At 70.4% G+C, this 12901-nt stretch carries 13 protein-coding genes; 6 read left to right on the top strand and 7 right to left on the bottom strand.

What is annotated here, in order from left to right:
• Nucleotides 1-7: 7 nt before the first annotated feature.
• Entirely contained in the window at nt 8-1462 is a 1455-nt protein-coding gene (locus ACSFA0_RS04590) for an AMP-binding protein (RefSeq protein ID WP_435449044.1), read from the bottom strand.
• Nucleotides 1459-2094, bottom strand: a complete 636-nt coding sequence (locus ACSFA0_RS04595) for a thermostable hemolysin (protein ID WP_435449045.1) — start codon at nt 2092-2094, stop codon at nt 1459-1461. The genes ACSFA0_RS04590 and ACSFA0_RS04595 overlap by 4 nt, the downstream gene beginning before the upstream one ends.
• A 163-nt stretch (nt 2095-2257) precedes the next feature.
• Here ACSFA0_RS04595 and ACSFA0_RS04600 point away from each other — a divergent pair, with 163 nt between their 5' ends.
• On the top strand, nt 2258-3238 hold the full coding sequence (locus tag ACSFA0_RS04600; RefSeq protein WP_435449046.1) for a magnesium and cobalt transport protein CorA: 981 nt from the start codon (nt 2258-2260) through the stop codon (nt 3236-3238).
• 27 nt (nt 3239-3265) lie between these two features.
• On the opposite strand, the gene ACSFA0_RS04605 is transcribed toward ACSFA0_RS04600, so the two are convergent.
• From ACSFA0_RS04605 to ACSFA0_RS04615, 3 genes are read right to left on the bottom strand one after another with little or no spacing between them, the layout of a single operon-like run.
• Complete coding sequence (locus ACSFA0_RS04605) at nt 3266-3571, bottom strand: UBP-type zinc finger domain-containing protein (RefSeq protein ID WP_435449047.1); 306 nt, start codon at nt 3569-3571, stop codon at nt 3266-3268.
• Nucleotides 3572-3584: 13 nt separating this feature from the next.
• The gene (locus ACSFA0_RS04610; protein WP_435450890.1) at nt 3585-3737 is read right to left on the bottom strand and encodes a helix-turn-helix domain-containing protein; all 153 of its coding nucleotides are present in this window, start codon (nt 3735-3737) and stop codon (nt 3585-3587) included.
• A gap of 9 nt (nt 3738-3746) precedes the next feature.
• Nucleotides 3747-4490 carry a helix-turn-helix transcriptional regulator gene (locus ACSFA0_RS04615; protein WP_435449048.1) on the bottom strand — a complete coding sequence of 248 codons (744 nt, stop codon included), beginning with the start codon at nt 4488-4490 and terminating at the stop codon, nt 3747-3749.
• 227 nt (nt 4491-4717) lie between these two features.
• On the opposite strand from ACSFA0_RS04615, the gene ACSFA0_RS04620 reads away from it, so the two are divergent.
• From ACSFA0_RS04620 to ACSFA0_RS04640, 5 genes are read left to right on the top strand one after another with little or no spacing between them, the layout of a single operon-like run.
• Nucleotides 4718-5371, top strand: coding sequence for a hydrolase (locus tag ACSFA0_RS04620; protein ID WP_435449049.1), 654 nt, complete (start codon nt 4718-4720; stop codon nt 5369-5371).
• Nucleotides 5372-5383: 12 nt separating this feature from the next.
• Nucleotides 5384-5677, top strand: a complete 294-nt coding sequence (locus ACSFA0_RS04625; RefSeq protein WP_435449050.1) for a XapX domain-containing protein — start codon at nt 5384-5386, stop codon at nt 5675-5677.
• Nucleotides 5678-5693: 16 nt separating this feature from the next.
• Nucleotides 5694-7583: an amidohydrolase gene (locus tag ACSFA0_RS04630; protein WP_435449051.1), complete on the top strand. Its 1890-nt coding sequence runs from the start codon at nt 5694-5696 to the stop codon at nt 7581-7583.
• Nucleotides 7584-7585: 2 nt separating this feature from the next.
• Nucleotides 7586-7993 carry a DoxX family protein gene (locus ACSFA0_RS04635; RefSeq protein WP_435449052.1) on the top strand — a complete coding sequence of 136 codons (408 nt, stop codon included), beginning with the start codon at nt 7586-7588 and terminating at the stop codon, nt 7991-7993.
• Nucleotides 7983-9617 (top strand): MFS transporter, encoded by a 1635-nt coding sequence (locus ACSFA0_RS04640; protein ID WP_435449053.1) that lies wholly within the window; start codon nt 7983-7985, stop codon nt 9615-9617. Before ACSFA0_RS04635 ends, ACSFA0_RS04640 begins: the two co-directional genes overlap by 11 nt.
• Nucleotides 9618-9690: 73 nt before the next feature.
• On the opposite strand, the gene ACSFA0_RS04645 is transcribed toward ACSFA0_RS04640, so the two are convergent.
• Both ACSFA0_RS04645 and ACSFA0_RS04650 read right to left on the bottom strand, forming a co-directional pair.
• Nucleotides 9691-10701: an FAD:protein FMN transferase gene (locus ACSFA0_RS04645; protein WP_435449054.1), complete on the bottom strand. Its 1011-nt coding sequence runs from the start codon at nt 10699-10701 to the stop codon at nt 9691-9693.
• Complete coding sequence (locus ACSFA0_RS04650; RefSeq protein ID WP_435449055.1) at nt 10682-12892, bottom strand: PepSY domain-containing protein; 2211 nt, start codon at nt 12890-12892, stop codon at nt 10682-10684. The genes ACSFA0_RS04645 and ACSFA0_RS04650 overlap by 20 nt, the downstream gene beginning before the upstream one ends.
• Nucleotides 12893-12901: the final 9 nt, after the last annotated feature.

A 12901-nucleotide genomic window follows, 5' to 3' on the forward strand; every position in this document is an offset into this window, starting at 1 on the left:
CCAGGGTTCAAGGGGTAGGGCGCGGCGCCATCTCGAGGGCGTCCGCGTGCAGTTGAAGAATGGCCACGCGCTGCGGGCGGCCGTTGGCGGTGGCCAGCCCGGACGCAGCGCTGAAGTCGGCCCGGCCACGCAGCCAGCGTTCGATGCGGGCGTAGTCGGGCAGGGTGTCGTTGGCCGCATCGACAGCGGCCTGCAGGGCGGTGTCGGGCAACTCGGGCCGCGTCGGCCACAGCACCGCGCTGAGGGCCGGTTCGCCGTCGCCGAACACCACCGCCTGCGCGATGGCGTTCTCGCCGCGCAGGGCCGTCTCGACCCATTCGGGCGACACGTTGCGGCCGAAGGCGGTGATCAGCACATGCTTCTTGCGGCCCTGGATGTGCAGGAAGCCGTCGGCGTCGATCGTCCCCAGGTCACCGGTCGGCCACCAGGCCGGCGGCGCCTGCGTGCTACCCAGGTAGCCGCCGAACAGGCTGCCGGCCACTTCGACTTCACCGTCCGCCGCGATGCGCAGCCGCGCATGCGGCAGCGCGCGACCGGCGCTGCCGGCACGCGACGCGCCGGGCAGGTTCAGCGTCTGCACGGAGGCGCCTTCGGACAGTCCGTAGCCCTCGTGCGCCGGAATGCCCACGGCCTGCGCCATCTGCAGCAGCTTGGCGCCCACCGCCGCACCGCCGACCGCCACCATGCGCAGCGACGCCGGCGCGCGCTGGCCGCTCTGCATCAGGTAGCCGACCCAGGCGCGCAGCATCTGCGGCAGCAGGATGAGGCTGTGCGGCTGCTGGGCCGCCACCACGCGTTGGAATTGCGCGGCGTCGAAGCTCGACGAGCCGCGCAGGCCGAGCTGATCGAGCGGCAGCACCACGCAGGTGGCGCCGCGCATCAGCGGGGCCATCAGGCCCGCGATGTTCTCCAGCAGCACCGCGAAGGGGAGCGCGCAGAGGTGCCGCCGGATGTCGAGCGGCGCCATGGCCGCGACCAGCCCTTCGGCCACCTGGCGCATCGCATCGCCCGACAGGCACACGCCCTTCGGTGCGCCGGTGGTGCCCGAGGTGAAGGTGATCTTGGCGGTGCCGGCCGGCATCGGCACGGCGGCGCCCGGCAGCCGCAGCATCGCCAACGGTTGTGCCGCGACGGCGATGTCCACCGTCGGTGCGCCGGCCCAGCGGGCGGCCAGCGCGGGCAGCGTCAGCACCGTGTCGACGCCCGCGGCCCGCAGGGCATGGCCGATCTGCTCGGGCGTGAAGAACACCGGCAGTGGCACATGCACGATGCCCGCCGCGGCGGCCGCCAGGTCTGCGACGACCCAGGCCGCGCCGTTGTCCATCAACGTGGCCAGCACGCGCGTGCGCTGCGCCACGAGGCGATCGCGCAGGGCGTCGACCTCGGCCTGCAGTGCGTCGCGCGGCCAGGTGCGTTCGCCGTCGTCCAGCGCCGCATCGCCGCCCAGGCGAAGCGCCGTCATCGCGTGCTCCTCGCGCCGGCGCGGCGCGCCATGTGGTGCAGGGCCTGGCCGAGGTGCCCGGCCAGCACGACCGGCCGGTGGTCGTAGTAGCTGCCCCAGTGGGCCGCCTCCGCCCCGAGGGCGGCCGGGTCGGCGGTGCCGAGCGCCAGCGGCGTGACGCCGATGCGCACGAAGAGCTGGCGCAGCTCGGTCGTCAGCGTGCTCACCACCCACTGGAAGCCCTGCGCGGCCAGGTGCGGGCCGAGCAGCGCGATCAGGCGTCGCCCCTCGCCGGAGCGCGAGGCGGCCAGGTGCCCGACCTCGACCACACTGCGCCGCGCCGGCTGTGCCACGGCCTGCGGGGCCAGCAGCGCCTCGATGGGCGACGAGAGATAGCGCTCGAGGAACAGCGGCGCATCGGCGGCGCTGCGGTAGCCGGCGGCGGCGACGATCTCGCCCTGGTCCTGCAGGCTCACCAGCACCGGGGCGAACTGCTGCACCTGGGCGCCGTAGCGCTGCGCGAAGATGCCGCGGACGAAGGCTTCGACCTCGGCACGTCGCGGGTCGTCGTGCCGGTGCACGACGAGGGCGGGCCGCTCGAGCGCAGCAGCGGCCGGGGCCGACGGTTCGCCATCGTGGGGGGAAACAGCCATGAACATCCACTCTCCTTCGAGTCCCGTGCCGAAGGGCGGCCGGGTTGAGGAAACGGATGCTCGCGGTTGGCGATTAAGCAAACATTAAGTGGCGACGACGGCCGTCACAGCGCCCCAAGGCCGCATGGCAAGATGCGCCGCTTCATCGCCACACGCCTGCCGCATGCTGATCAACTGCGTTGCCTACGAGAACGGCACCAAGCTGGCCGACATCCCGGTCGGTCGCATCAACGAATACATCGCGCTGCCCAACTGCTTCGTCTGGGTGGCGCTGCACGACCCGACGCCCGAAGAGATGGACGGGGTGCAGCGGGCCTTCGACCTGCATCCGCTGGCGGTCGAAGACGCGCAGAAGGGCCACCAGCGACCGAAGGTCGAGGAATACGGCGATTCGCTCTTCGTCGTGCTCCACCTGCTGGACGGCGAGACGGCCGCGCCGCGCGCCAGTGTCCCCCAGGTGGGTGAGCTCGACGTCTTCGTCGGGCGCAACTACGTGGTGTCGGTGCGCAACCGCAGCGCGCATGGGTTCACGGAGGTGCGGGAGCGTTGCGAGCGCGAGCCCGAACTGCTGAAGAACGGGCCCGGCTTCGTGCTGTACGCGCTGATGGACGCGGTGGTCGACCGCTACTTCCCCGCCATCGACGCCTTCGACGTCGAGCTCGAAGCCATCGAGGAACGGATCTTCACGCAGGGCGGTGCGCGCGAGAACATCCAGCGCCTCTACAGCCTGAAGCAGCGGCTGACGGTGCTCAAGCATGCGGTCGCTCCGCTGCAGGAGGGCGCGAACAAGCTGCACGGCGGGCGGGTGCCGCAGGTCTGCATCGGCACGCAGGAGTACTTCCGCGATGTGCTCGACCACCTCAACCGCATCAACGGCACCATCGACGCGATGCGCGACACCATCGGCACCGCCATCCAGGCCAACCTGTCGATGGTGACCATCAGCGACGGCGAGGTCACCAAGCGGCTGGCGGCCTGGGCCGCGATCTTCGCCGTGTGCACCGCCTTCGTCGGCGTCTGGGGCATGAACTTCGAGCACATGCCCGAGCTGAAATGGCGCTACGGCTATGCGATGGCGCTGGGCCTCATCGTGGCGGTGTGCGGCTATCTCTACTACCGCTTTCGCAAGGCCGGCTGGGTGTAGCGGCTCGCCCGGGCTTGTCGGCGCCGATCAGGCATAGCGCGGGATCGGCCCGACCTGCGGCGTGGTGTCGGGCAGCTCGACCATCACCTTGTCGGCGTAGCACCAGCCCCAGCCTTCGGGCGGGTCGTAGCCTTCGATGATTGGGTGGCCGGTGTCCTTGTAGTGCGCCCGCGCATGGCGGTTGGGCGAATCGTCGCAGCAGCCGACATGGCCGCAGCTGCGGCACAGGCGCAGGTGGACCCAGGTGCTGCCGGAGGCCAGGCATTCCTCGCAGCCGCGGGCGCTGGGCGTGACGTGGTGGATGGTGTCGGTGTGGGTGCAGTGCTTGCTCATGCGTGATCTTCCTTCAACGGAAAGTACGGCGCCAGTGGCCGGGCGGCGCGCCTTCAGCCCGCGAGAACACGCGGGTGAAGTGGCTCTGGTCGGCGAAGCCGCAGGCGGTGGCCACCTCGGCCAGGGGCAGGTCCGACGCGCGCAGCAGCTCGCGGGCGCGTGCCAGGCGCTGCGCCTACAGCCAGTCGTGCGGCGTGTGGCCGGTGGCGAGGCGGAAGGCGCGCGTGAAGTGGCTGCGCGAGAGTTGGCAGGCGTCGGCCACGTCGGCGATGGCGATGCGGCCGTCGAGGTGGCTGCGCAGCATTTCCTTGGCGCGTGCTTCGTGCATCGGCGCCAGCGCCTGCGCGGGGCGTGCGGTGGTGGGTGCCGTGCCGCCGTAGCGGTCGTTCAGGTGGATGCCAATGACGAGGCACAGCTGGTCGACGAAGAGGGGGCTGACCTCTGCGGGCCGTGTGAGCACCGGCGCGAGCGCGCCCACCAGGTGCGCGAGCACCGCGTCGTCGGCGCCGGTCGTGGCCGTCAGCCCGTCGATGTGCTGCCGGCCGCTGGCCTGCGCCAACGCGGCATGCGACATCTCCAGCAGCAGGAAGTCGAACGGGCTCTGCATGTCGGCGCGGTAGTCGTCGCCGAAGTTGCGCACGTACACGGCGTTCTGGCCGAAACCGCAGGCCTCGGCACGGCGGCCGTGGAGGATGCGCCGCCGGTGCCCGGCCGACTGCGAGACGCCGACCAGGAAGCCGCGGTCGCTGGCGGGCGTGGCGACGTGGCTGAGGCGCACGTCGTCGGAGCGCTTGCGGTAGAAGCGCACGCCCGAACCGGCGAACTCCAGGCTGTCGCTCAGCTGCGTCGACTGGCAGCCGAGCGTGTCGCGTGCCATCGTGGTGGCATGAGGCCCGGAGGCCGAAGGCATGGCATTCATGCGTGGTGTCCTTGCATGGGTGTGGCGATTCGAACACCGTTGGGTGACGGATCGCGCAAACGGAAAAAAGGCCGCTCCTTTGTTCAAGCCAGCAGCGCCGGCCTTCCGTAGCCTTCGCACTGCTTTCTCGATGCCCTGCTGGCCGCGCGCTCTGCGGCCCTGCGGGGTGTGCCCACTTATGGCACGACCCGATCTGCCTGTCATCACCCCTTTGGAAGGACCTTCCCATGCCCATCACCGCCACCCCCACGCCCGGCGCCAAGCTGCTCACCCCGAAGGACCACACGCTGGTCATGATCGACTTCCAGTCGCAGATGGCGTTCGCCACGCATTCGATCGACGCCGTGACGCTGCGCAACAACGCTGGACTGGTGGCCAGCGCGGCCGCCGGCTTTGGCGTCTCGACCATCCTCACCACCGTGGCCGAGACGAGCTTCTCCGGCCCCATGTTCGACGAGATCAAGGCGGCCTTCCCCGGCCAGGCCATGCTCGACCGCACCTCGATGAACACCTGGGAAGACGCGGCTGTCATCCAGAAGATCAACGAGATCGGCAAGACGCGCATCGTGCTGTCGGGCCTGTGGACCGGCGTGTGCATCGTCGGCCCAGCCCTGTCGGCCATCGACCAGGGCTTCGAGGTGTACGTGATCGCCGACGCCTGCGGCGACGTGTCGACCGAAGCGCACGAGCGTGCCATGCAGCGCATGGTGCAGGCCGGCGCGCAACCCATGACCTCGCTGCAGTACCTGCTGGAGCTGCAGCGCGACTGGGCCCGCACCGAGACCTATGACATGACGACCGGCATCGCACGCAAGCTCGGCGGCGCCTACGGCCTGGGCATCACCTACGCGAAAACGATGTTCAACGCGCACGAAGGTTGAGCGGAGCGCGAGATGAAGCCGTACATCGTTTCCCTCGCGCTGGGCGTGCTGGTCGGCGTCATCTACGCGCTCTTCAGCGTGCGCTCGCCGGCGCCGCCGATCATCGCGCTGGTCGGGCTGCTGGGCATCCTGGCGGGCGAGCAGATCCCGCCGCTGGTCAAGCATCTGTTCGATCGCAAGCCGGCGGCCACGTCGTGGCTGCACCAGCAGGTCAAGCCACACATGTTCGGCGAGTTGCCGCAATGCGCCAAACCGGCCGATGTGGCCGCCGCCGATACCGGTGCGACCGGCGGTCGTCCCACCTGATCCCGAGGAGCCCGACATGGTCGACGCCCAACCCCCCGAACTCATCCTGCACCACGGCCGCTTCACCACGCTGGACCGTGCCAACCCCACGGCCACGGCCGTCGCCATTCGTGGCGGCCGCTTCACCCACGTCGGCCGTGACGCCGACATCCTGCCGCTGGCCCGTGACGTCACCCGCGTGATCGACCTGCAGGGCCGCGCCGTGCTGCCCGGCCTGATCGACAACCACCTGCACATCATCCGCGGCGGCCTCAACTTCAACCTCGAACTGCGCTGGGACGGCGTGCGCAGCCTGGCCGACGCCATGGCCATGCTCCAGCGCCAGGTCGCGATCACGCCGGCACCGCAATGGGTGCGCGTGGTGGGCGGCTTCACCGAACACCAGTTCGTCGAGAAGCGCCTGCCGACCATCGCCGAGCTCAACGCCGTGGCGCCCGACACCCCCGTCTTCCTGCTGCACCTGTACGACCGGGCGCTGCTCAACGGCGCCGCGCTGCGCGCCGTCGGCTACACCAAGGACACGCCCGCGCCGCCCGGCGGCGAGATCGTGCGCGACGCCGCCGGCAACCCCAGCGGCCTGCTGCTGGCCAAGCCCAACGCGAGCATCCTGTACGCCACGCTGGCCAAGGGCCCGAAGCTGCCCTTCGAGTACCAGATCAACTCCACGCGCCACTTCATGCGCGAGCTCAACCGCCTGGGCGTGACCGGTGCCATCGACGCGGGCGGCGGCTTTCAGAACTTTCCCGAGGACTACCAGGTGATCCAGCAGCTGGCCGACGCCGGCCAGCTCACCATCCGCCTGGCCTACAACCTGTTCACGCAGAAGCCCAAGCAGGAGAAGGAAGACTTCCTGAACTGGACCGCCACGTCCAAGTACAAGCAGGGCGACGACTACTTCCGCCACAACGGCGCGGGCGAGATGCTGGTGTTCTCGGCCGCCGACTTCGAGGACTTCCGCCAGCCCCGACCCGACATGGCGCCCGAGATGGAAGACGACCTGGAAGGGGTCGTGCGCGTGCTGGTGCAGAACAAGTGGCCCTGGCGGCTGCACGCCACCTACGACGAGACCATCGAGCGCGCGCTGGACGTCTTCGAGAAGGTGAACCGCGACACGCCGCTGGCGGGCCTGAACTGGTTCTTCGACCACTGCGAGACGATCTCCGAGAAGTCCATCGACCGCATCGCGGCGCTGGGTGGCGGCATCGCGGTGCAGCACCGCATGGCCTACCAGGGCGAGTACTTCGTCGAGCGCTACGGCGCGGCGGCAGCCGAGGCGACGCCACCGGTCAAGCGCATGCTGGAGAAGGGCGTGAAGGTGTCTGCGGGCACCGACGCCACGCGCGTCGCGTCGTACAACCCGTGGGTGTCGCTCTCGTGGCTGGTCACCGGCAAGACCGTCGGCGGACTCCAGTTGACGCCGCAGCGCAATTGCCTGGACCGCGAAGCGGCCCTGCGCATGTGGACCGAGAACGTCACCTGGTTCTCCAACGAGATCGGCAAGAAGGGCCGCATCGAGGCCGGCCAGCTGGCCGACCTGGTGGTGCCCAACCGCGACTTCTTCGCCTGCCCCGAGTCCGAGATCGCCGACACCACGGCGCTCTTGACGATGGTCGGCGGCAAAGTGGTGTACGCCGCCGGCGCGTTCCAGGCGCACGACGACGGCGCGCCGCCGCCGGCCATGCCGGACTGGTCGCCAGTGCGCCGCTTCGGCGGCTACGCCGGTTGGGGTGACATCGAAGGTAAGCCGATGCAGGCCGCGATGCGCCGCATGGCGGCGGACTGCGCCTGCACCAACGACTGCAACGTGCACGGCCACCAGCACGCGACGGCTTGGAGCAGCCAGCTGCCGATTTCGGACCTGAAGAGCTTCTGGGGCGCGCTGGGCTGCGCCTGCTGGGCCGTCTGAGGATGAGCGCGATCCGCCGCTTCTTCACCACGCGGGCCGTGCACTGGCTCGCGCTGCTCTTCCTCTGCGCCGCCTACCTGCAGGGCGGCTTCAACAAGGCGACCGATTTCCCGTCGGCCATCGCCGAGATGAACCACTTCGGCATCGCGCCCGCCGGGCCGATGGCCGTGGCGGTCATCGTGTTCGAGTTCGGCGCGGCGCTGATGGTCCTCACGGGCTTCTACCGCTGGCTCGGGGCGTTGGGCCTGGCCGGCTTCACGCTGATGGCGACCTTCGTGGCCAACCGCTTCTGGGAGATGGCGATGCCAGAGCGCTTCATGGTGGCCAATTCATTCTTCGAGCACTGGGGTCTGGTCGGCGGTTTCCTGCTGGTGGCCTGGCATGACCTGCGGGCACGTGATGAGCACTGAAACAAACAAGTCCCAAGGCAGCTTCGCCCCGCTGCGCCAGCCGGTCTTCGCCGTGCTGTGGGCGGCCACGGTGCTGGGCAACGTCGGCAGCTTCATGCGTGACGTGGCCAGCTCGTGGATGGTGACCGAGCTGTCGGCCAGCCCGACCGCCGTGGCGCTGATCCAGACCGCCGCCACGCTGCCGATCTTTCTGCTGGCCATTCCGGCCGGCGTGCTGTCGGACATCCTCGACCGTCGGCGCTTCCTGATCTTCATCCAGATCATGCTGGCCTGCGTGAGCGGCACGCTGCTGCTGCTGTCGCGCACCAATGCGCTCACCGTCGAATACCTGGTCGCACTCACCTTCGTCGGCGGTATCGGCGCTGCGCTGATGGGGCCGACCTGGCAGTCGATCGTGCCGGAGCTGGTGCCGCGCTCCGACCTCAAGAACGCGGTCGCGCTGAACTCGCTGGGCATCAACATCGCCCGCGCGATCGGCCCGGCCGCGGGTGGCCTGCTGCTGGCGAGCTTCGGGGCGTCCTTCGCCTACGGAGCCGACGTGCTGAGCTACGTGTTCGTCATCGCCGCACTGCTGTGGTGGAAGCGCCCGGCGGCGGTCGACACGGGCCTGTCGGAGCAGTTCTTCGGTGCCTTCCGCGCCGGCCTGCGCTATGCCAAGGCGAGCCGAGAACTGCATGTGGTGCTGCTGCGCGCCGCGGTGTTCTTCCTGTTCGCCAGCTCGGTGTGGGCGCTGCTGCCACTGGTGGCGCGCCAGATGCTCCAGGGCACTGCCGGCTTCTACGGCGTGATGCTCGGTGCGGTCGGTGCGGGCGCCATCCTCGGTGCGGTGCTGCTGCCGTGGATGCGCGCGAAGCTCGATGCCGACGGCCTGGTGCTGACGGCCTCGCTCATCTCGGCAGTCGTGATGTGCGCGCTGGCCTTCGCCCCGCCAAAAGGGGTGGCGGTGCTGCTGATGCTGCTGCTGGGCGTGGGCTGGATCATCGCGCTCACCACGCTCAACGGCGTGGCGCAGGCGGTGCTTCCCAACTGGGTGCGCGGCCGTGGGCTGGCGATCTACCTGACCGTCTTCAACGGCGCGATGGCGGGCGGCAGCCTGGGCTGGGGCCTGATCGCGCAGGAAGTCGGCGTGCCGACCACGCTGCTGATCGGCGCCGCGGGGCTGGCGCTGGTCGCCTTCGTCTTCCACCGCGTCAAGTTGCCGACCGGCGAGGCCGACCTGCAGGCGTCGAACCACTGGCCCGAGCCGCTGCTCAGCGCGCCGGTGGCGCACGACCGCGGCCCGGTCATGGTGCAGATCGAATACCGCATCCGCGCCGCAGACCAGCCGGCCTTCCTGCAGGCGCTCGAGAAGCTGTCGCTGGAACGCCGCCGCGACGGCGCCTACGCCTGGGGCATCACCGAGCACACCAGCGAGCCCGAGCGGCTGATGGAATGGTTCCTGGTCGAGTCGTGGGCCGAGCACCTGCGCCAGCACCAGCGTGTGTCGCATGCCGATGCCGACCTGCAGAGCGAGGCGATCCGCTTCCACATCGGGCCGGGCCAGCCGGTGGTGCACCACTTCCTCGCGCTGGACATGCAGCATGCGCGGGCCGCTGCGCAGCGGGCGGTGTCGGCAGCGGACTGAGAGACGGGGTCGACGAAGGCCCTGCGTCCGCGGGGCATCGCCCGACACGCCGCGTCGGTCATGGTGCTGCCAGTCAGGTGCTCGCGACGGCCACGCGGCCTGTTGTCGGGACGTGGTCGGTGCCATCGAAGAAGCCGGTGCCGGTCGCGCGAAAGCCATGGCCCTCGCGCGCGATGAAAAGCGCGTCGAGCCCCAGTCGCTGCGCGTGCGCGCGTCCCGCCTGCACACCGAGCACCATCAGCGCCGTGGCGTAGGCATCGGCATCGGCGCAGGTCGGCGCGATCACCGTGACCGACGCGACGGACCCGCGCAGCGGCGCGCCGCTGCGTGGGTCCATGGTGTGCGAGACGCGCACGCCGTCGATCTCGCGCCAGTGCCGGTAGTCGCCTGACGTTGCGATGGCCGCATCGGCGAGCTCGATCACGCCCATGGCCGCGCGCCGATCGTCCTCGGGCGCCTCCAGGGCGATGGCCCAGGGCGATCCGTCGGGCTTGCCGCCGCGCGCGCGCATCTCGCCATCGATGCCGACCAGCCAGGCGTCGATGCGGTGCCGCTCCAGCACCCGTGCGAGCTCGTCGACGCCGAAGCCCTTGGCGATGCCGCACAGGTCGAGCGCGACGCTGGCCTGCTTGCGCACCCGGCGTCCGGGCTGGTCGATGTCCAGCACCTGGTCGAGCGGCTGACAGGCGCGGGCGCCGAGCGATGCGATGGGCGGTCCGTCGCTGCCCGTCGGGCCGAATCCCCAGGCGCCGACCAGACCGCCGACACCGATGTTGAACGCGTTGCCGGTCTCGCGCCCGATCTCGATCGACCGCAGCAGCACGCTGGCCAGGTTCGCCGAGACAGGTACCCAGTCGCCTGGGGCCGCGCGGTTGAGCCGCGACAGGTCGGAGTCGGCCTTCCAGTTGGACATCTGCGCATCGACCGCGGTGACGGCCGCGTTCAGGTCGGCGACGATCGTCTGCACGTGCGCCTCTTCGGGAACCACGAAGCGCGCGGTGTAGCGGGTGCCCATCGTCGCGCCGCTGGTGCGGCAGTCCTTCAGGCGCGCGTCGCGCAGCCACTCAATAGACGTCCTCGACATAGCGTCCCTGTGCCCTCAGTTGCGCGACCGACAGGCCGGAGTCCACCAGGATGCGGTCGCAGGCTTGGGCCACGCCCTCGGCCATCTGCCGTCCACCGCACACCATCACCTGCGCGCCCTGCACGATCGCCGCGCGCAGCCGCTGGGCATCTGCGAGCAGCCGGTCCTGCACATAGGCCCGGTCGATGGCGCGCGAGAAGGCGGTGGTCAGCGTGCGCAGCCTGCAATCGTCGACCAGGCCGTTCAGTTCGTCGCGGTACAGAAAGCCGTCGTCGGCGCTGCGCGCGCCGAAGTACAGGTGCATCGGGCGCCCGGTGCTGTTGTGGCGGATGAAGCCGATCAGCGGGCCGATGCCGGTGCCCGCGCCGATCAGGATCAGCGGCGCCGCACCGGCGGCGGGGCGGAAGCTTTCGTGCGGCCGGACGAAGGCCTGGATCGCCGCGCCCGGCGACAGGCCGGTGAGGTAGCTGGAACACAGGCCGCCGGGCTGGCGACGCACGCAGAGCTCGGCCACACCGTCCGATGCTGCGCTCACCAGGGAGTAGTAGCGCGGCGAAGCACTGCCCGGCGGCACCACGCCCAGCAGGTCGCCGGTCTCGAACCTCGGCAGCCGCGGCAGGCCGAACCATCGTCGCCAGCCTGTCGTGGGTGCCCGTGGCGCGAAGCGCAGAACGGCGGTGAGGGTGTCGGGATCGGCGCCGTAGTCGGTGCGCGAGACGAGTTCGAGCGCGGTCGTGGGCGGCAGCAGCGGCGTGTAGCGGATGTCGAGCGTCACCCCGAGCGTCTCGCCGAGCCAGGTGCACCACTGGCTGAAGTCCGGCTCCGACTGCCGGTCCACCGTGCCCAGGTCCCTCAACGCGTCGAACCCCTTGGCGGCGAGCGCGTCGTGGACCTGGCCTGCATACCCGCAGAAGTGGGAGAACTGGCGGTCGCCGAAGCCGAGCACGGCGAATGCGGTGCCGGGCGCGGGGGGCAGCCCGGCAAGCCGGGGCAAGAACTGGCGCGCACTTTCCGGGGCCTCGCCATCGCCATAGGTCGCGGTCAGCACGAGCAGGCGGCGGATGCCGTCGTGGAGGGGCGCGATGTCGTTCATCGACGCGGTATGCACCCGCAGGCCCGCATCCGTCAGCGCCGCGTGCAGCGCCACGGCGAATCCCCAGGTCGTGCGGGTCTCGCTGCCGACCAGCAGCAAGGTGTCGGCGTCACGCAGCGCGGCGTTGCCGGCCAGGCGAGGCAGGCTCTGGCGCCGACGCAGCCACAGCAGAAAGCCGGTCGCAGCGAGCAGCGGCACGGCGAGCGACGAGGCGCCGAGCAGCAACCCCAGCCACCACAGCCCTTCGCCGGTATGCAGCATGCGCACGGTCGCGTGCAGGCGCTGCCACCCGTCGAGCCCGCGGTAGGCGAGCCAGTTGCCCGTGGCCGGGTCGACGACGCCCGCACCGTCCGTGGTTTCGAGCTCGATGACGTCGTTCGGGTCGTCCGGGTGCGCGAGCTTCAACTGCGCCAGACGGGACACGTCCACCGATCGCAGGGCCTCCATCTGTGCCAACGCCATCCGCGACGTCGCGCTCGGGCGCAGGTCGAAGAACGGGTCCGCAGCGCCGCCTTCGGGGATCAGGCCGAAGGTCGCGAACGACATGAGCACACCGGTCGTCGCCGACAGCACGAGCCCGGCGAGCGCGGGGCGCGCGCCCTCGTTGTGCAGCCGCTGCAGCGTGTTGCCGCGCACGCGGCCCAGCAGCAGCTTCCATCCACCCATGCGCCGCGCGAACAGCGTGAGGCCGGAGAGAACGATGAAGAGCATGAAGGCGGCGGCAACACCGGTCGCGACGCGGCCGGCGTCGTCGAGCAGCAGCTTGCGATGCAGGTTCTTCAGCCAGCGCTGCGTGGTGGACGGGCGATGGTCCGCGATCGCGTCGCCGCTGGCCGGGTCGATGACCGAGGCGCGTTGCTCGGTGCCGACCGTGTGGTAGGCCACGATCGTGCCCGAGGGCTGACGCACCAGCGTTTCCACACCGGGGAGACGTGCGCTCACGCGGCCGGCGAGCATGGCCACGTCGACGCCGCTCGCGCCCGCCGCGCCGGCGCGCTCCAGCGCAGGAAAGACCGACAGCACCGACCCCGTCAGCGCGACGAGCACCAGCAACAGCGACGCGATCAGTGCCGGGATCGAATGGAGCGTCCGCAGCATCGGTCGCCC

The organism is Variovorax restrictus, assembly GCF_051216715.1.
Lineage (GTDB): Bacteria > Pseudomonadota > Gammaproteobacteria > Burkholderiales > Burkholderiaceae_C > Variovorax.